The organism is Qipengyuania sp. L-5Y (assembly GCF_056859455.1).
Genome location: NZ_JBSXOM010000019.1, coordinates 20685 through 40626 on the forward strand (window position 1 = coordinate 20685; position 19942 = coordinate 40626).

At 59.6% G+C, this 19942-nt stretch carries 14 protein-coding genes; 9 read left to right on the top strand and 5 right to left on the bottom strand.

Going from position 1 to position 19942, the window contains the following annotated elements; genetic code table 11:
* Nucleotides 1-33: 33 nt before the first annotated feature.
* A complete protein-coding gene (locus AC13F2_RS02515) occupies nucleotides 34-1980 on the bottom strand; it encodes an alpha/beta hydrolase family protein (RefSeq protein WP_482963945.1) in 1947 nt (648 codons plus the stop codon).
* Nucleotides 1981-2092: 112 nt separating this feature from the next.
* On the opposite strand from AC13F2_RS02515, the gene smpB reads away from it, so the two are divergent.
* From smpB to alaS, 7 genes are all read left to right on the top strand, one after another.
* A complete protein-coding gene (smpB, locus tag AC13F2_RS02520) occupies nucleotides 2093-2575 on the top strand; it encodes an SsrA-binding protein SmpB (protein WP_103023257.1) in 483 nt (160 codons plus the stop codon).
* Nucleotides 2576-2704: 129 nt separating this feature from the next.
* The gene (locus AC13F2_RS02525) at nucleotides 2705-3313 is read left to right on the top strand and encodes a DUF2062 domain-containing protein (RefSeq protein WP_222827275.1); all 609 of its coding nucleotides are present in this window, start codon (nucleotides 2705-2707) and stop codon (nucleotides 3311-3313) included.
* Nucleotides 3310-5784, top strand: coding sequence for a hybrid sensor histidine kinase/response regulator (locus tag AC13F2_RS02530; protein WP_482963946.1), 2475 nt, complete (start codon nucleotides 3310-3312; stop codon nucleotides 5782-5784). Before AC13F2_RS02525 ends, AC13F2_RS02530 begins: the two co-directional genes overlap by 4 nt.
* 141 nt (nucleotides 5785-5925) lie before the next feature.
* Nucleotides 5926-6990, top strand: a complete 1065-nt coding sequence (gene recA, locus AC13F2_RS02535) for a recombinase RecA (RefSeq protein ID WP_103023260.1) — start codon at nucleotides 5926-5928, stop codon at nucleotides 6988-6990.
* Nucleotides 6991-7185: 195 nt separating this feature from the next.
* Nucleotides 7186-7812: a glutathione S-transferase family protein gene (locus AC13F2_RS02540; RefSeq protein WP_482963947.1), complete on the top strand. Its 627-nt coding sequence runs from the start codon at nucleotides 7186-7188 to the stop codon at nucleotides 7810-7812.
* 183 nt (nucleotides 7813-7995) lie between these two features.
* Complete coding sequence (locus AC13F2_RS02545) at nucleotides 7996-9018, top strand: NAD-dependent epimerase/dehydratase family protein (protein ID WP_482963948.1); 1023 nt, start codon at nucleotides 7996-7998, stop codon at nucleotides 9016-9018.
* Nucleotides 9019-9255: 237 nt separating this feature from the next.
* Entirely contained in the window at nucleotides 9256-11919 is a 2664-nt protein-coding gene (alaS, locus tag AC13F2_RS02550; RefSeq protein WP_482963949.1) for an alanine--tRNA ligase, read from the top strand.
* Here alaS and AC13F2_RS02555 read toward each other — a convergent pair.
* From AC13F2_RS02555 to AC13F2_RS02565, 3 genes are all read right to left on the bottom strand, one after another.
* A complete protein-coding gene (locus tag AC13F2_RS02555) occupies nucleotides 11916-12419 on the bottom strand; it encodes a YkgJ family cysteine cluster protein (RefSeq protein ID WP_301642649.1) in 504 nt (167 codons plus the stop codon). The genes alaS and AC13F2_RS02555 overlap by 4 nt on opposite strands.
* Before the next feature lie 3 nt (nucleotides 12420-12422).
* Nucleotides 12423-14183 carry a cation:proton antiporter domain-containing protein gene (locus AC13F2_RS02560; protein WP_234003109.1) on the bottom strand — a complete coding sequence of 587 codons (1761 nt, stop codon included), beginning with the start codon at nucleotides 14181-14183 and terminating at the stop codon, nucleotides 12423-12425.
* A gap of 150 nt (nucleotides 14184-14333) precedes the next feature.
* Entirely contained in the window at nucleotides 14334-15989 is a 1656-nt protein-coding gene (locus AC13F2_RS02565) for a GNAT family N-acetyltransferase (RefSeq protein ID WP_482963950.1), read from the bottom strand.
* Nucleotides 15990-16186: 197 nt separating this feature from the next.
* On the opposite strand from AC13F2_RS02565, the gene AC13F2_RS02570 reads away from it, so the two are divergent.
* On the top strand, nucleotides 16187-17407 hold the full coding sequence (locus AC13F2_RS02570) for an FAD-dependent oxidoreductase (RefSeq protein ID WP_482963951.1): 1221 nt from the start codon (nucleotides 16187-16189) through the stop codon (nucleotides 17405-17407).
* Nucleotides 17408-17467: 60 nt separating this feature from the next.
* Here AC13F2_RS02570 and AC13F2_RS02575 read toward each other — a convergent pair whose 3' ends face one another.
* Nucleotides 17468-18688, bottom strand: a complete 1221-nt coding sequence (locus tag AC13F2_RS02575; RefSeq protein ID WP_103023265.1) for an NADP-dependent isocitrate dehydrogenase — start codon at nucleotides 18686-18688, stop codon at nucleotides 17468-17470.
* Nucleotides 18689-18975: 287 nt separating this feature from the next.
* Between AC13F2_RS02575 and AC13F2_RS02580 the strand changes: the two genes are divergently transcribed.
* Nucleotides 18976-19812 (top strand): mannose-1-phosphate guanylyltransferase, encoded by an 837-nt coding sequence (locus tag AC13F2_RS02580; protein WP_482963952.1) that lies wholly within the window; start codon nucleotides 18976-18978, stop codon nucleotides 19810-19812.
* Nucleotides 19813-19942 lie beyond the last annotated feature (130 nt).

Genomic DNA, 19942 nt, shown 5'->3' on the forward strand with positions numbered 1-19942 from the left:
TGCCCGCGCGAGCCAGCCATCATCAGGATATCTTTAATCAGCCGGGTTATGCTTCTCCACAAATCCGACTGCCGCTTCGAGCATTTGCAGACGTGTCGATGACAGTGAAAGCCAGTGATCTTCACCCTGCAACGTTACCAATTCGAACGGTTTGCCGGCATCCTTCAGGGCATCTGCCATCTTGTGGGAATGCGAGTAGGGTACGACTGTGTCATCCAGTCCGTGAATTAGCAGAACAGGTGCATCGGCGCGTTGGGCCAGGCGACGAGGTGAGACTTCGTTCCAGCGGTCCTTCGATCCAAGCTGGTCCAGGAGGGACGATTTCGTAATACGTAAGCCGCCCGAAGCGCGATAATCTTCGTTATACATCGCCCGAATGTCGCTAACGGGGGCGACAGCTACCGCGCACCGATACAGATCCTGTTGAACAGTGACGCCGGCGAGAGCAGCATATCCGCCGTAGCTAGCCCCCACAATACAGGCGCGCTTGGGATCGACCAGGCCCTGTTTTGCCAATTCAGCCAAGCCGTCCGAAATATCGGTCTGCATTTTACGACCCCATTCACCGTACCCGGCGAGCTTGAAGGCTTGGCTTCGATTGGTGGACCCACGGAAATTGGGCTGGAATACTGCATATCCTCGTGATGCAAACGCCTGTGCCCACCAGTCGAACTGCAGGCGATCACTACTGTGCGGGCCGCCGTGGGGCAACAAAACAACTGGGAGGTTCCTGGCTTCGCGACCTGGCGGCAACGTGAGAATGCCATCCATCTCAAGCCCATCCGAAGCTGCGAAGGGGAAGGTCGAAATCGTCCCGACCTGCTTTGGTCCAAGGGTCTGCCGTTCGTAGGCAATCGCATCGGCTTTACCTGTGGCGAGGTTGACTACGAACCACGAACCGCTGTCGAGATTGCCACTTGTTCGAACCAGAACTTTTTTGAAGTCAGGTGTCCAGTCGACCATTCGCATATCGAAACCGGCAAAGGCCTTCTTGATTTTTTCTGCAGATTTCTGGAGCTCTTCGACTGCGAAAACCGATTCGTCGTCACTGTTTAGGTAACCGGCGATCTGACCGTTTGTTTTGTCGAAGTATAAACGCTTTATGTCCGTATCTTCGAGGAAGGGCTTTGGCTGCCCGCCTGACATTGGAATTTCATACCAATGCGCAATGTTTTCGCTGTCTCGTGCCGCGTAGACTATGTTCTGACCGCCATGCGACAAGCCGACGAGACCAACTCTGCCATTACGTTCGTTGCCGGTAGCGATGGTCGACCCCTCCGGCCCCGATAGATGCCAATCGCCGTTGGTCATGCTGACGTCCAAGGTCGCCGCAACCTTTCCATTCCCATCGACGAGCCAATCGCGGTCCATACCTTCGCGAGGAGCACTCGCTATCCGTTTGGCGCGGTTTTCCTTGGTATCGACTTGATAGAGAAAAGGTCTGCCATGATCCCAGGTGAAATCATTTCCAAAACTCGAACCTTTTTTCAGTTCGATTGCGCCGAAAAATGCGGTCCAGCGGTTATCGGCAAACCGCACTCCGTAATCGCCATTAAAGGCGTCCATCAATTCACGATTCCGCCCGAATACTGTTTCTACTTCCCCGTCATAGGTTACGGGGATGAGCCGAGCGACGCTGAACTCCGCCTTGTTCGTAGTAAAACCCCAAAGCTTCTCGGTCTGACTGGTGACCAGAATAAGCTGGTCGTCACCGACCCACCGGAAATAGCGGATTTTCGTATCGCCTACCTGAAAACGGCGGATCGCCTTCATTTGTTCGTCAAGAAAGAGGAGTTGTCGCTCGCCTTTCAGCGTAATCAGCAGGGCTATGTTCGATCCGTTGGGCGATATCGCTGCATCTTCGACCTCGGGCAGTGCGCCATAAGCAGAAAGCGGAGGAGCGGATTGGGCGATTGCTATCGACGTAACTAATAATGTGATTGCCGCAAGCAGCGACGCAACGAATCTCGATAACTGCATATACCCCCCCAAGTAATCCTGTGTGATTACCCAAATGCCTTACTGGCGCAAGCGAGATTGATGCTGAAGGGGCTTGGCCTTTCCCACGCCATCTCCTACATGCGCCCGCCTTATGGCTCGTCCCAAACCCGCCACTTTCGATAAGCAGAAGACCGTCGCCGATAATCGGCGTGTGCGGTTCGACTATCATGTCGAAGATACCTTCGAGGCGGGACTCGCGTTGCAGGGCACCGAGGTGAAGGCGCTGCGGGCGGGCGAGGCCAGCATCAAGGAAAGCTATGCCGAAGTGCGCGACGGGCAGGTCTGGCTGGTCAATGCCAACATTCCCGAATATTCGCATGGCAACCGGCTGAACCACGAACCGCGCCGCCCACGCAAACTGCTGCTGCACGAGCGCGAGATACAAAAGCTCTTCGGTGCGGTCGAGCGCAAGGGCATGACGCTTGTTCCGTTATCGATCTATTTCAATGCGACCGGGCGGGCGAAGGTCGAGCTTGCGCTGGCGAAGGGCAAGCAGGCGCATGACAAGCGCGCCACGATCAAGGATCGCGACTGGCAGCGCGACAAGGCCCGCCTCATGCGCGAGCGGGGCTGACCGAGCCATTCGGCCCTTAAAAAAAGCGCCTGCGGTAACCACATCGCCAGCCATGCCGCATTCGTCGCAATCCGCTACGCGCACCCCCTTGAACTCGCCTTCGAGGCAGCGCATGGCGGCGCTGTGTCAATGAGCAAGCGCAGATCGAAGACCTTTCTGACGGACTGGATCCGCCGGCATATGCCGACGCGCGAACAGATGGCTGAAAACAAGTATTTGCAGCCCATTGCTCACCGGTTTCTGACGCCGGAACTCTGGCGCTTCACGCGCCGCAGCGTCCCGCGCGGCGTGGCGCTCGGCATTTTCGCCGGCTTCATCATTCCGGTGGGGCAGATATTCCTTGCCGCTTTCATGTCCTTGCCCGCGCGTGCGAACGTGCCGTTGTCGGCGCTGGTCACCTTCATCACCAATCCGCTGACCTTTCCCTTCTGGGCCGTGGTGGCGAACAAGCTGGGTGTGTTCATTCTCAAGGTGGATCTGGCGGCGACGGGCGGCGCGGCTCAGGACGAGATGACCAGCGGCCGCTGGTCGTGGTTCGTCAATCTGTTCGAAGGGGTGGGCGTGACGGTTCTGGTGACCATCTTCGGCTTCGTCGTTCTCGCCATCGTCGGCGCGTCGATCGGCTATGTGCTGGCGAGCATCGGGTGGCGCATCATCGTGGCCCGCAAGCGCAAGCGCCGTCTGCGCGCTATGGAGCGTCGCCTTGAAGACCGCCTGAGCAAAGATGGCGAGGCATGAAAGTGCAGGACGATAATCCCATAACCCGCCTTCCACCCGCTCCACTGATGTTGGGAGTGGTGGCGGCCTGCATCGTTTCCATCGGTTTGGTGTGGCTGGTCGGCCAGCAATCGGTGGTGGCGCTGGCGTATGGCGGCGCGCTGATTGCGATCTTGCTGATGCTGCTGCTGGCCGCTCGTCTCAAGACCGATCCTGCCGAGACGCAGATGCTGCAACCCGACTGGTCCGTCACCAGTGCAGCGATCGAAACCCGGCACCGCGCCATTGCGATTGTCGATCGCGCCAACCGGCTCGTGTGCGCCAATTCCACATATGAAGGATGGTTCGAGGGAATTTCCGCTCCGTACGAACTGGCAATGGACCCGGCATCGCGCGAAGCTGCATCGGAGGCGGCGCGGAGTGCGTGGAGAGACGGACGGGCCGAGGTTCCCGTTGTCCGGCTGTCCAGCGGCGACATGGAATATCGCCTGCGTATCGAGCGCAGTGGGCGGGGCGAGGCCTATCTGGTCTGGCGCTTCGACGAAATTCGTACGCAGCGCAGTTACGATGGCCTGTCCGAACGGCTGGCCGGTCCGTTGGGCGAAGTATTGTCGCGCGCCGGCGTGGAGGTTGCGCTGGTGGCACCCGACGGCATCGTGCAGACGACCACGCCGGGTCTGGCGGAACGGGCCACCGGCCATCGCGAAAATGCAGTCGGCGGGCTGGAGTTCGTGCAATTGCTGCGATCCGACGACCGCGACCGGATTTTCTTCGCCAGGGAAGGGCAGCAGGGTTCGCCCCAGACGCTGATCCATGTGCCGCTTGATATCCCGAACGCTTCGAAAATGAGCGATGCGGATGAAACGCCGTCCATCATGCTGCTGCTGGACAGTACCGTGGGCATTGGCGGCGGCTGGGAAAGCACGGGCAAGGCGGCGATACCGCAACTGGAAGCCTTGCTGTCGGCGCTGCCTCTGGGCCTTGCGCTTACCGACCGCGACGGACGCTTTCTGTTTGCCAACAAGGCATTCCTGCGTGCGGTCGAACGCGAGACGTCCGGCCTGCCGCAGTTTCCATCCGATCTGGTCGTGCGCGAGGACAAGGCTGCGATGGCTGACACCGTCCGCCGCTTTGCAAAAGGGGCGACGGCCAGCGGCGACATGGCCGTGCGCCTTGGCAACAACAAGGACGAACCGGTCTCGATCGGTCTGGCCGGGGTGCGCGGGCTGGGCGATGCGGCGGTTCTTCTATCCATTTCGGATTCGTCGGAAGAAAAGCGGTTGCGGCGTCAGGTGGCCCAGGCGACCAAGATGCAGGCGGTCGGCCAGCTTGCAGGCGGCGTGGCACACGATTTCAACAATGTGCTGACGGCCATTATCGGTTACTGCGATCTCATGCTGCTGCGTCATACGCCGGGCGACAGCGATTACGACGACATCCAGCAGATCAAGGCCAATTCGAACCGGGCGGCCAGCCTCACCCGGCAGTTGCTCGCCTTCAGCCGCCAGCAGACGCTGCGCCCCGTAGTTCTGCAATTGCCCGACGTGGTCAGTGAAGTGAGCCAGCTTCTGAAGCGGCTCATGGGCGAGAAGATCGAGTTCTCGGTTCGCCACGATCGAGAGCTCGGTTCGGTTCGTGCCGATCCCCAGCAGTTGGAGCAGGTTATCATCAACCTGGCTGTAAATGCCCGCGATGCGATGCAAGCCTATGCGTCGAAACGGGGCAAGCAGGACTGGAAGGGTCGCCTGACCCTTGCCACGCGCCGGGTTTCCGCCCGCGACGTGCGCAAGATGGGCATCGATATCATGCCGGCCGACGATTACACGGTCATGATCGTCCAGGACACCGGCGGCGGGATCCCGGACGAGCATCTCAACAAGATATTCGAGCCTTTCTTCACGACCAAGGAGCAGGGGAAGGGGACCGGGCTCGGGCTTTCCACTGTGTACGGTATCGTCAAGCAGTCGAACGGCTTCATTTTCGCCGATAATGTGCAGGGCCCGGATGGCACTCCGATCGGTGCCCGCTTCACCGTTTACCTCCCGGTCCACAAGGGCGAACTGCCCGCCATCATGCGCGCCGACGAGCCTGAAGAGCAGAAGGCATCCGAGTGGTCTGCAGGCGGCAAGCTGCTTCTGGTCGAGGATGAGGACATGGTGCGCGCCGTCGCCGAACGGGCGCTGGTGCGTGCAGGCTATACGGTGACCACAGCTTCCGATGGCGAAGAGGGGTTGGGCATCGTGGCCAATGGCGATACGCAATTCGACCTGATCGTTTCGGATGTCGTCATGCCGGCAATGGATGGCCCTGCCATGGCGCGTGCGATCCGCAACGTTCGAGCTCACGTGCCCATCCTGTTCATGTCGGGCTATGCGGAAGAACAGCTGCGCAATGAAATCGACATCGAGAACATGTACTTCATACCCAAACCGTTCAGCGTGCAGCAGATCAATGCGAAAGTGGCAGAAGTGCTGAGCGCCCAGCGCAAGTAGGTTGGACAGCCTAACGCTGCCGATTGAAAGACCACGGGAAAAAACTTTCGTTCCCCACTTGTTCTTTTGGAACAAAGCCGATACATCACGTGTCAGTTGAAGAGTCGATACCGGCTCTGGCCAAGCGCAGGAGGTAATGTCATGGCGGCAAGTCTGAAGCTCGTAGAGGACAAGAAAGTGGACGCAGACCGTCAGAAGGCATTGGATGCCGCGCTTGCGCAGATCGACCGCGCATTCGGCAAGGGTTCGGCGATGAAGCTGGGCCAGAAGGAAGCGATGAATGTGGAGGCCATCTCCACCGGGTCGCTCGGTCTCGATATCGCCCTCGGTGTGGGCGGTCTGCCCAAGGGGCGCGTAATCGAAGTGTATGGCCCGGAAAGTTCGGGCAAGACCACACTGGCGCTTCACGTAATTGCAGAAGCCCAGAAGGCGGGCGGCACCGCTGCCTTCGTCGATGCGGAACATGCGCTCGATCCGGTATATGCCAAGAAGCTTGGCGTGGACATTGACGAATTGATCGTGTCGCAGCCGGATACGGGCGAGCAGGCGCTGGAGATCACCGATACGCTGGTTCGGTCCAATGCAATCGACGTGCTGGTCGTCGACTCCGTCGCAGCGCTCGTTCCGCGCGCCGAAATCGAAGGCGAGATGGGCGATAGCCACGTCGGCCTTCAGGCGCGTCTGATGAGCCAGTCGCTACGGAAACTGACCGGTTCGATCAACCGCTCCAAGTGCATGGTGATCTTCATCAACCAGCTGCGCATGAAGATCGGCGTTATGTACGGCAATCCGGAAACCACCACTGGCGGCAATGCGCTCAAATTTTATGCATCGGTTCGTCTGGACATCCGCCGCACCGGCCAGATTAAGGATCGCGACGATATCATCGGCAATGCGACCCGCGTGAAAGTGGTCAAGAATAAGGTGGCGCCGCCGTTCAAGCAGGTCGAATTCGACATCATGTATGGCGAAGGCATTTCCAAGATCGGCGAAATTCTCGATCTCGGCGTAAAGGCAGGCGTGGTCGAAAAGTCGGGCAGCTGGTTCAGCTATGACAGTGTCCGGATCGGTCAGGGGCGTGAGAACGCCAAGACCTTCCTGAAGGAAAATCCAGAGATGTGTACCAAGTTGGAAGCCGCAATTCGTGGCCGAACCGACGAGGTCGCCGAAGAGATGATGACCGGCCCGGACGCGGACGAGGACTGAATTCTCTTCAAGCGGGAACACGTTGATCCAGCATCCCCCGGATCAGCGCGCTAGCCGGACTGTCCCCCGGCGTTCCCGAAAAAACGGAAAGCCGGTGTGCGCCGCTTCATGGCCACACCGGCTTTTCCGTATGGGATTGGTATCCGCTTCGATCCGGACCTAGTGTAGGTGCGAATCGCACGACAGGAGAGCCGCGTGACAGTCACCGTCCACCATCTCAACAATAGCCGTTCGCAGCGCATCTTGTGGTTGCTGGAGGAACTTAACACTGATTACGACATCGTACCGTATCAGCGCGATGCTGAAACCAAACTTGCCCCGCCCGAACTCAAGCAGGTTCACCCCTTGGGCAAGTCGCCGCTGATCGAAGATAATGGTCTGCAAGTGGCGGAAAGTGGTGCGATCATCCAGTATCTTTGCGAGCGTCACGGTGGAGGCAGTTGGCTGCCGGAAGCTGATACGGAAGACCATGTCCGCCAGCTCGAATGGATGCAGTTTGGCGAAAGCAGCTTCTTCGTGCCCGTCATGCTCAAATTGTACACCGGGCGGCTTGGTGACGCGGCGGCTGCCCTGGCCCCCCGAATTGACGAGCAGCTTGCTGCGCATATCCAGTTTGCGGAGGATGCCATTTCAGACGATCTCCATTTTGTTGGCAATGACTGGACGGCGGCCGATGTAATGATGAGCTTTCCTGCCGAAATCGCGATCATGCAGGGATATGGTGACAAAGCGCCCAAGCTGGGCCGCTTCGTCGAGGCGATCCATGCCCGTCCCGCGTGGCAGCGCGCCCGGGAACGCGGCGGTGCGTACTTCATGTGGTGAGTGTTATGGCGCGGTCCGTCCTGCCTTCCAGCAAACGCGTCTGCTCTGCCAGTGTCACGAAAGGTGAGGCATTCGCCATGACGGTAACCCGAATGAGCCCGGACAGAGAGTTTGAGCAGGTTCTTCAGCAACACTTTAGCCCTATAAGGCAGCCGGATAATCAGATTACTGCGGGAATGATCGATGACTGAGACACGTACGGCACTGGTGACCGGGGCCGCCGGGTTCATCGGTTATTTCACCTGTCTCCGCCTCCTCAAGGATGGCTTCCGTGTCCTCGGTATAGACTCGCTTTCCGATTACTATGATCCCGAGCTGAAGCGACGCCGGCAGCAGGCTTTGCTTCAGCACCAGAGCTTTTCCGTGGTGAATGAGCCGATCGAGACGCCGCGACTGCTCGCCGATCTCTTCGCGAAACACACGCCGGACATCGTGGTTCATCTCGCGGCGCAGGCTGGTGTTCGCTATTCCATCGATAATCCGCGCAGCTATCTTGAAAGCAATCTCGTAGGGACATTCGAACTGCTCGAAGCCGCGCGGTGGAACCCGCCACAGCACATGCTGCTCGCGTCAACGTCTTCAGCTTATGGCGCCAATACGGAGATGCCGTATCGCGAAACGATGAAGGCGGACCACCAGATGTCCTTCTACGCCGCGACCAAGAAAGCGACCGAGGCGATGGCGCACAGTTATGCGCATCTCTACGATTTGCCGGTGACGATGTTTCGCTTTTTCACGGTTTATGGTCCCTGGGGCCGGCCCGACATGGCCTTGTTCAAATTCACGAAGGCCATGCTGAATGGTGAGGCGATCGACGTCTACAATAATGGCGAGATGATGCGCGACTTCACTTATGTTGAGGATCTGGTCGAGGCTGTTCGTCGCCTTATCGATGCACCCCCAATCCGGGTCGACCGCCCGCAGGACGTCCATGCAAACGACAGTCTTTCCCCTGTGGCGCCATGGCGGATAGTCAACATCGGCAATTCGCAACCGGTGCAACTCGGCGATATGATCGCAGCTATTGAGGAGGCGCTGGGGATAAAGGCGGAGCGTAATCTCATGCCGATGCAGCCCGGCGACGTTCCTGCCACCTGGGCGGATGCAGAATTATTGCAGTCGCTTACCGGGTATGTCCCCCGCACCGATATTCGCGAAGGCGTGTCACGCTTTGTTACCTGGTATCGTGACTATTACCGGACGTGAATTCACCGCCATGGGCATATGCCGCCCCGCAAGGTCGCACGCTTCGCGATGAACGGTGCCATCCTACTTCGTAGCTATACACCCCGAACATAGCGACTTTCGAGCGTCCGGCCCCGGTCCATCCGGCACCGTCCGCCGGTGCGCACCCGCCTCATCCACTGCTGATCGACTGTAACGCACAGTCTGGCTGGGCTTTCACGCTTGTCGCATGCCACGCGATTGCTTACTTGCCTCGCCATGACTTCGACCAACGACATTCGCCGCAGCTTTCTCGACTATTTCGCCTCCCACGAACATGCGGAAGTCGCCAGCGCCCCGCTTGTCCCGTTCAGCGATCCAACGCTCATGTTCGTCAATGCGGGCATGGTCCCGTTCAAGAATGCCTTCACCGGTCTGGAAACGCCTCCGGCGCAACGCGCAACCAGTGCTCAGAAATGCGTGAGAGCAGGCGGCAAGCACAACGATCTCGATAATGTCGGCTACACCGCGCGCCATCATACCTTCTTCGAGATGCTCGGAAACTTCAGTTTCGGGGACTATTTCAAGGAACAGGCGATCGATCACGCCTGGACCCTTCTCACCAAGGAATGGGGCCTCGACCCCGAACGCCTTCTGGTCACCGTCTACCATACCGACGACGAGGCATTCGATCTGTGGAAGAAACGGACCGGATTTGCGGACGAAAAGATCATCCGTATTCCGACCAAGGATAATTTCTGGGCCATGGGTTCCGATGGACCATGCGGTCCGTGCTCGGAGATATTTTACGATCATGGCGATCACATCTGGGGCGGCCCTCCTGGATCGCCCGAGGAAGACGGCGACCGGTTCGTGGAAATCTGGAACCTCGTTTTCATGCAGTACACGCAGGAAAACGACGAGATCGTCGCCGACCTGCCAAAGCCCAGCATCGACACCGGCATGGGGATCGAACGCGTCGCAGCAGTGATGCAGGGCGTGCATGACAATTACGATACGGACACCTTCAAGAACCTGATCGCTGCGAGCGAAAGCCTGACAGGCGTAAAGGCCGAGGGGGACCGGACAGCCAGCCACCGCGTCATCGCCGATCACTTGCGTTCGACAAGCTTCCTAATGGCCGACGGTGTACTGCCATCCAACGAAGGGCGCGGTTATGTTCTTCGCCGAATAATGCGCCGCGCCATGCGTCACGCCCACCTTCTCGGGGCGAGCGAACCGTTGATGCACCGACTGGTGCCTGCATTGGTGACGGAAATGGGCCAGGCCTATCCCGAACTCGTCCGCGGCCAGCCGCTGATTCAGGAGGTCCTCGAACGCGAAGAAACGCAATTCCGCCGCACGCTCGACAAGGGTCTCAAGTTGCTGGATGAGGCGACGGAAGACATGGGTGAGGGCGGTACTCTCGACGGTGAAACCGCGTTCAAGCTCTACGACACCTACGGGTTTCCCTACGATCTTACCGAAGATGCGCTGCGCAGCCGCGGCATAGGCGTCAATAAGGACGGTTTCGACGCCGCGATGGCGCAGCAGAAAGCTGCTGCACGCGCAGCATGGAAAGGATCGGGTCAGGCCGCGAACGAAGAGGTCTGGTTCGATATTGCCGAACGTGAGGGCTCGACAGAGTTCACCGGTTACAGCTCTACGACCGGGGAAGCCGCCGTCGTCGCCATCGTCAAGGATGGCGCCGAGGTGCAATCGGCTGAGGAAGGCGACGAAGTCGTCATCCTGACCAATCAGACTCCGTTCTATGGCGAAAGCGGCGGTCAGACCGGAGATGCCGGGCGTATCTGGACACCCGAGGGCCTGGAATTTTCGGTCGAGACGACGAACAAACCTCTCGGTCGTCTGCACTCGCACGCCGGCACCATCACCAAAGGAACGGTCAAAATCGGCGAAGCCGTCCATCTCGAGGTGGATGGCGATCGTCGCGATCGTATCCGCGCGAACCATTCGGCGACCCACCTGTTGCACGCTGCGCTGCGTAACCGGCTTGGCGGACATGTGACACAGAAGGGCTCGCTGGTATCCGACGATCGGTTCCGGTTCGATTTTTCCCATCCCAAGCCACTGAGCGAGGAAGACATCGCTGCGGTAGAAGCCGAGGTGAATGAGGAAATTCGCGCCAACGAACAGGTCGGTACACGTCTGATGACGCCTGACGATGCGGTTGCGGCCGGGGCGCTTGCGCTGTTCGGCGAAAAGTATGGCGACGAGGTGCGCGTGCTTTCCATGGGCCGCAAGGGCGGGGAAGGACGCACTTACTCCGTTGAACTTTGCGGCGGTACGCACGTTAAGGCGACCGGCGACATCGGCATCTTCAAGGTTGTATCGGAAAGTGCAGTCAGCTCCGGCGTGCGTCGCATAGAAGCGCTGACCGGCGAGGCTGCACGCCAATGGCTGGTAGCGCGCGACGAAGCGGTTCGCGCGATCGCAAGCGCGTTGAAAACGTCGCCAGACGACGCCCGCACACGCGTCATGGCACTTATCGAAGAACGTAAAAGGCTGGAAAAGGATCTGGCCGAGGCGAAACGCGCGCTGGCGCTTGGCGGTGGCGGCGCTGCAGACGTCGCAGCAGCCGATGAGGACATTGGCGGTGTAACCTTCTCCGGTCAGGTCATTGCAGGACTTGATCCGAAGGAGCTTCGCCCATTGCTCGACCAGGCAAAGAACCGAATGGGTTCGGGTGTGGCGGCGATTTGCGCGGTCAACGATGGCAAGGGCGCCTTCGCAGTGGCGGTCACGGACGATCTCACCGACCGCCTCAGCGCTGTCGATCTGGTGCGCGCCGGTGTCGAGGCTCTGGGAGGCAAGGGCGGCGGTGGCCGCGCCGACATGGCCCAAGGTGGCGGTCCGGACGGCTCGAAAGCCGATGCAGCACTCGACGCCGTGCGCCAGGCACTGGCCAAAGTCTCAGCTTAACGGTCGAAATGCTGGTATAGAGCGCGTAGTTCGCGCTCGATCGCTGCTACTTCGGCCGTATCATTGAGGCTCGATCGAGACTGGGCAACATTTTCCAGACGCTCCGCCAAGACAGTCGCTTTGTCGCGCAGTTCGGCCTTGTCTGTCATCTCATGCGCCCGCTGTGCAAGGAAGTTCAGGTCTGCGACCGGCCGCATGGCGAGAAAGGCATCGACCATGGGGCCGAGCAGCGCCTGATCATTGCGCCAGTCGTTACCGGCAAACAGGTACTGGACGACATGCTGGCCCGCACCAAAGCATTCGAACCGGATACAGCCGGCAAAACCTTTCTCGGCCCGATGCTCGTAAATGGTGCAGAGACCGTTCCCACCAAGCTTGGGGCACGGTTCGCCAGCAGATTTGATGGCGGAGAATCCGGGCATGTCTTCGGAAGGATAGGCGATGCAGCATAGCGCTGCACAGCGATCGCAGTCCGAGCGCGTTTCCAGCACGGCGGGCATGGGTCAGCGTTCCGATGTACTGGTGCGTAGCTTGGGCTTGTAGGTCAGCGCCCCTTCAAGCTCGATCTGTTCGCGGAATTCGTCGCGCTTTTCATGAATGGATGCAATCACCGGCCCCATCGCAACCCCGATATCGATGAGCACGGCCTCGGAAAGCTGGAGCGAACTTTCCAGCGTTTCCGGCACGGCATGACTGGCTCCTGCACGATAGAGTTCGGCAGCGTGCGAACTGTCGCGAGCGCGGGCCACGATCAGCAGGTCAGGGTATGTCTTGCGCAGTTTAGCCACCAAGCGCTGTGCCAGAACCGGCTCGTCCATGGTGAGCACCAGAGCGAGGGCATTCTCGATCCCGAGCTTGTCGAGCGCGTCGGCGCGAGACGCATCTCCGAAAGCCGCGCGGATGCCCTCGCGCTTGGCGTTGGCAATGAGGTCGGCGTTCGAGTCGATTGCGATGTAGGGCTTGTCATGCGCTTCCAGCATCCGCGCGATAAGCTGGCCGACACGGCCCGCGCCGACGATGATGACGCGCGGCTTGTCCATGTCTTCTGCAGGCAGTTCGGGTATCGGCTCGATACGCCGCCCGATGATCCTGCCGATATGCGCAAGCAAAGGCGTCACTGTCAGACCGATCGCTGTAACGATCTGCCAGAACTGGGCCGTACCGGGCTGGATCAACAAAGCCGCCGATGCAGCGGAAATGATGATCAGCGTGTCTTCGGACGGGCTGGCCATGAGAATGCCCGTCTCGACTGCCGTACTGCGGCGTGCGCCCATCAGATACAGCAGTGTCGTGGTAATAAGTGCCTTGAGCGTAAGCAGGCAGACGACCGCGATGGCGATTGCGCCGATGTTCTCGAAGATACTGTAGACATTGATCGTCATGCCCACCGTCAGCAGAAATATCCCCAGTGCGAAGCCGCGAAACGGTTCGAGGATATTGGCTACTTCCGGGGAATAATCCGTTTCCGCGATCATCAGCCCCGCCAGGAGGGCGCCCACGATCATCGAGAGGCCTACCATCGAGGTGGCGAGGCTCGCCCCGATCACCACCAGAAGGCTTGCAGCGAGAAATATCTCGGGGCTTTTGGTACGGGCTGCCTGTGCGAAGAGGCGCGGCAAAACGAAGGGTCCTGCGGCGAGCATCAGCACGATGACGACGGCGCCCTTCCACAGCGTGTCGACCATCCCCTCGAACCCGTCCGCTGCGGCATGGGGGGCGAGGGTGCCCAGAAGAAAGATGATCGGAACCAGCGCGATACCTTCGAACAGCAACATCGACAGGGCCGCTCTGCCGACCGGTGTTCGAGTACCCGAAATCGGCAGAACTACGGCGGTCGACGACATGGCCAGAGCCAGGCCAAGCGCCAGGGCCCCGGTCCAGTACTGCCCCAGAATGGACAGGAAAATCGCGATCAGCGATCCGCCGACCAGCAATTCGAGTGATCCAAGGCCGAAGACCAATCGCCGCAATTGCCACAGGCGTTTGTACGAAAGCTCCAGCCCTATTGCGAACAGCAGCAGCACGATGCCGAGCTCGGCAAACGGCTCGAGCCGTTCCGGATCGGTAATGGTGAACCAGGTGAGCCATTCATATTCGGATGTCGCCCGGCCCAGACCGAACGGCCCCACCACGACGCCGACCAGAATGAAGCCGATGATGGGCGTGATCTTGAACCGGGCAAACAGCGGGATCACGATCCCCACGGCACCCAAAATCACCAGTGCATCCGACATCATCGGAGGGATCGCGGTCTCGGCATTCATAAGGCGCGAATGTTTCCTTCGTGTTGAACGCAATGCCCCCAGCGAGATTGTGCTGGCATCACATAGAGATGGCGCCCGCCGGGTCAGGCGACGTCCGTAACGGGCTTAGCTATGCGCAAGCCACCTGTCAGCCCCGCAATGGCGCGCGGGTTAACCGCCGCCGATGGTGGATGGACCCAGAGGTTCGCGGCGCGGACGCGGTTTGCCCGGGTGCTTGCCATCCTCGTCCCATTCGATGCGATAGAGGTCGAAACGCCGGTCGGCCAGATTGCGGACCGTCCCTTCGGCGCGCGCCCATTGCAGATCGGCAAGGTTGATGTCGCTGATGGTCAGGGTCTCGACATTCTCGGTCGCTTCGGCTGCGATGCCATCGCGTGCAAAGGGGAAATCGCACGGGGTCAGGATACAGCTTTGCGCATACTGAATGTCCATATTCCCTACGTTGGGTAGATTTCCGACATTCCCGCTGAGCACCACGAAGCACTGGTTTTCGATCGCGCGCGCCTGGCCGCAATAGCGCACCCGCAGATATCCCTGCCGGCTGTCCGTGCAGAAGGGCACGAATATGATGCGCGCACCTTCGTCGGCGAGGCGGCGGCTGAGTTCGGGAAACTCGCTATCGTAACAGATCTGCACGCCGATCGGGCCGCAATCTGTCTGGATCACCTCGACCTTGTCGCCGCCCTTGATGTTCCACCAGTACCGTTCGTTGGGTGTCGGGTGGATCTTCTCCTGGGCATGCACTGCACCATCGCGCAGGCAGACGTAGGCGACGTTATGAATATCGCCATCGTCCATGCGCGTGGGATGCGATCCGGCGATGATATTGATGTTGTAGCGCATGGCCATTTCCGAAATGTCCGTACGCAGCCGAGGCGTATATTCCGACAAGCGCTCGATCGCTTCGACCGGTGACAGTTCCTTCTCCTCGAAACTCAGCAGCATCAGCGTGAAGAGTTCGGGAAAGACGATGAAGTCGGCTTCGTAATCGCTTGCCACATCGACGAAATATCGGACGTGGCGCATGAATTCGTCGTAGTCGGCGACCTGCGGCGCCTGGAGCTGGCAGGTGGCCACGCGCACGGCTTCCACGCCGCGGGGCAGGCGCTTCTTCACCGGCTGATCCCGTTCGACGTAAGGGTTGCGCCAGACCATCATCACGGCATTGCTCTGCGAGGCCTTGTCCTCGGGCAGATATCCTTCGAGGATGCGCTCGGGCTCGAAGCCGTTTGCCATCTGAAAGCGCAGGACGGGATCGTGCAGCTTCTTCTCGACCACCTTGTCGAGATAGTCCTGCGGGCCTTCCACGCGGCGGCGGAAGCGGCGATAATTGGGCATGCGTCCGGCAAAGACGATGCCTGTCAGGTCCTTATCTTCGGCCAGCGCCCGGCGCTCTTCATAAAGACGCCGCCCAATACGCACGCCCCGCACCTTGGGATCGACGCACATTTCATAGCCATAGAGCCAGTCGCCGGTCGGATCGTGGCGGCTGCCGTAACCGTTGCCGGTGATCTCGTCCCAGTCGTGGTCCTGAAAGGCGAGTGCCTCGGCCAACTGCATGGTCGCGCAATAGCCGACGACCTCATCATCGAGCAGGGCGACGAAGCACCCTTCGCGGAAATTGTTGATCTGCCCGCGGATCTCGCCGTGCGTATAGGCAGGCATGTCCTCGTAAACGCGGCGCACCAGATTGGCGATGCCGGGAATGTCCTTGATCTTGGCATTGCGGATATCGAGCCGCTTCTGTCCGAATTTCTCCGGACCCTTGCGTTTCACACTGCGCTTTTTGGTAGGCTGCTTGGCCATTGTGTCCCCGTGTCAGATTTCTGGCATCAACGTTCAGTGTGAACGCGTTTCGCGAAGGGCGGTTTCGTGCCGATTTCGTGGTTGGCGATACGGCGCGCAGCGCGCTACGGCAACAGTCCTCGCACGAGGGTCGCTGGCCGCCCTAGGGTCCGGGAAGAGTGCGGATCGTGGGCGATTGTGAAAGAGAGACAGACGGAATGGTGAAACATGACGTGATCGTTGTCGGGGGAGGGCCGGCGGGGATGATGGTGGGCCTGCTGCTGGCCCGGGCCGGTGTCGACGTTCTGGTGCTGGAGAAGCATGCCGATTTCTTCCGCGATTTCAGGGGTGACACGGTACATCCTGCAACCATGGAGATCCTCGATCAGCTCGGCTGGCTGGAGGAATTCTTGCGTCTTCCGCACAACCGGGTCGATAGTGCCGAATTCACCTGGGAAGACCGGACGTACAGTATGGCCGATTTCTCCCATCTACGTACGCCGGCTCCTTTAATCGCCATGATGCCGCAATGGGACCTGCTCGACTTCCTGCGCGATAAGGCACGAGCTTTTCCCGGCTTTCATCTCGTGATGTGCGAGGAGGTTACCCAGCTTGCGCAGGAAGGCGGGCGTGTCACCGGTGTCGTTACCGCGGCGGGCGAGAAATTTCATGCTCGAAGGCTTGTCGTGATGGCAGACGGCCGATCCTCGCTGGTTCGTCGCAAGGGTCTCCTGCCCCTGCATGATCTGGGAGCGCCGATCGATGTCCTGTGGTTCAAGGTGCCGAAGAGCGGTTCCGGCAGCCGACTGCGCGGACAGATAAAGGGCGGCCACATGCTCGTTCTGTTCGAACGCGGCGATTACTGGCAATGCGCCTTCGTCATCGCCAAGGGGCAAGCGGCGCGCATGATGGCACAGCCAATTGCGGACTTGCGCGCGCTGGTCGCCGCCGCGGCGCCGGACCTGCCCGATCTGGAAAGCGCACTGTCAGACTGGGATCAGGTCAAATTGCTCAGCGTGTCGCTCGATCGGCTGGAAAAGTGGTATCTGCCGGGGTTGCTGGCAATTGGCGATGCGGCGCACGCAATGAGCCCGGTCGGCGGCGTGGGTATCAATCTGGCCATTCAAGACGCCGTCTGCGCGGCCAATGTCCTGGCCGCACCGCTAGCCGCGGATTGCGATATCGATCACCTTCTGAGCAAGGTCCAGGCGAAGCGCGAACTGCCAGTACGCGTCGTTCAGGGCGTGCAGAAACTGGCGCACGAGGTGGTAATCGAACCAATCCTGAAAAGTCAGGACGGCAAGCCCCGCGAAGCGCCCTTGCCGCTAAGGCTTGCCGATCGGTTCAGCCGCTTGCGACGTCTGCCTGCGCGTCTCATCGGGTATGGTTTCCGGCGTGAGCGCCTGACAGCGCCATACGCGGCGGAACATGCAGGCTGATACGAAAAACCCCCGTCCCGAAGGACGAGGGCTCTTCAAATACTCAGTTGCGGTGGGGACTTAGCCCCAATTCGCCATTTCCTTCTCGAGGTTCTCGACAATTGCTTCGAAGAACTGTTCGGTGGTCATCCAGCTCTGGTCCGGACCGATAAGAAGCGCAAGATCCTTGGTCATCTTGCCGCTTTCGACAGTCTTGATGCAGACACGTTCCAGCGTTTCCGCGAACTTCACGACGTCCGGCGTATTGTCGAAACGACCGCGATAGATAAGGCCGCGCGTCCATGCGAAGATGCTGGCAATCGGGTTGGTCGATGTCGCCTTGCCCTGCTCGTGCTGGCGATAGTGACGGGTAACGGTGCCGTGGGCAGCTTCCGCTTCCACCGTCTTGCCATCGGGCGTCATCAGGACCGACGTCATCAGGCCGAGCGAGCCGAAACCCTGCGCGACCACGTCCGACTGCACGTCGCCGTCGTAGTTCTTGCAGGCCCAGACGAACTTGCCGCTCCACTTGAGTGCGGATGCGACCATGTCGTCGATCAGGCGGTGCTCGTACGTGATCTTCGCTTCGGCGAACTTGTCCTTGAATTCATTGTCGAACACTTCCTGGAACAGGTCCTTGAAGCGGCCGTCGTATTTCTTGAGGATCGTGTTCTTGGTCGACAGGTACACCGGCCATTTGCGATCAAGGCCATAGTTCATGCAGGCGCGCGCGAAGTCGCGGATGCTGTCGTCGAGGTTGTACATCGCCATGGCGACGCCCGAACTCTGGAATTCATAAACGTCGAGATCGATGTTCTCGCCATTTTCGCCTTCGAAAACCAAGCGCAGTTTCCCGGCGCCGGGGATCAGCGTGTCCTTGGCGCGATACTGGTCGCCGAATGCGTGACGACCGACAACAATCGGGTCGGTCCAGCCCGGCACCAGGCGCGGGACATTGTCGATCACGATCGGTTCGCGGAAGACCACACCGCCCAGAATGTTGCGGATCGTGCCGTTCGGGCTGACCCACATCTTCTTGAGGCTGAATTCTTCGACGCGTGCCTCGTCCGGTGTGATGGTGGCGCATTTCACGCCAACGCCGTGTTCCTTGATGGCGTTGGCGGCGTCGACCGTGATCTGGTCTTCCGTCTCGTCACGCTTTTCGATGGAGAGATCGTAATATTTCAGATCGACGTCGAGGTAAGGCAGGATCAGCCGTTCGCGGATCCACTGCCAGATGATTTTCGTCATTTCGTCGCCGTCGAGCTCGACGATCGGGTTCGCAACCTTGATCTTGGCCATGGGTATCCTGTTCGTTCGAATTGAGGTTGCGCGCGCCATAGCAGAGCGCGGGGCGAGGGCAAGGGAGGGGGCAGGATAGACTTTGGCCGCTGGCGCTGAGAAGGCCGGGCTTGCTCCATGTGCAACCGATCTGGCGTGGGACCAGGCGATAAAAATGCTTTGGCTGGACACTGTCTGCATGCTCAGAGCCTTGCCCTGACGGTTTCTAAACTCGATAGTAACCATCGCAGCATAGGGTTTGCGGGCACTTCCAATCACCTGAATGATCAGATCTAACTAGGCGACGCATGACTATTGTTCCGGTAATTCTATGTGGCGGAAGCGGCACTCGGCTCTGGCCGCGAAGCCGGAAGGCGATGCCGAAACCCTTCCTGCCTCTTGTGGGCGAGAGAACGCTTTTCGAAGCGACCCTCCATCGCTGTGCCGATCCCGAAGTGTTTGCCCGCCCGATCGTGGTTACGGGTGCAGAACATGTCGAGCATGTCGAAGCGCAGTCCGCCCCCGGCACTGCGATCATCGTCGAACCTGAAGCGAAGAATACTGCAGCAGCGATCGCGCTGGCGGCATACCGGCTGCCGAAAGACGCCATAATGCTCGTTTGCCCGAGCGATCATCACATTGCCGATTTACAGGCGTTTACCGATGCAGCCACGAGCGCAGCGTCGCTTGCGAGCGATGGCTGGCTCGTCGCTTTCGGTATCGAGGCGAGGAAGCCGGAAACCGGATTTGGATATATCAAATGCGGCGCACGGCTTGGTGATCGTTCCTACCGTGTAGAACGGTTCGTGGAAAAGCCGGACCTCGCGACAGCCAGGTCTTTTCTCGCGCAAGGCGATTACCGCTGGAATGGGGGTTTGTTCGCCTTCGTCGCAGGGAAATTTATCGAAGAACTGGCGTCGCACCGACCGCAGATTGCCGCCTTGGTCGAGCAGGCGGTTCTCAGTGGCCGCGACGAAGGCGGTCACTTTCATCCGGATGCGGAGGCGTTTTCCAAGGTCAGCGGCGAAAGCATCGACTATGCAGTGATGGAGAATACCGACAGGGCCGCGGTGGTGCCGGTTGATATGGGGTGGTCGGACATCGGCAACTGGGTGGCGCTGCGTGAAGCATGCGTAAGAGCCTGACCCGAAACTAAGTTGGGTGATATCAGCGAGTTAGCTTGACGGCCAAATCCAGGGCTGATTCAGGAGTTTTGCGAAGAACTTCTGGAGATCAGTGATGTGGACCGATACCACCCGTTCGCAGTATGCGCGC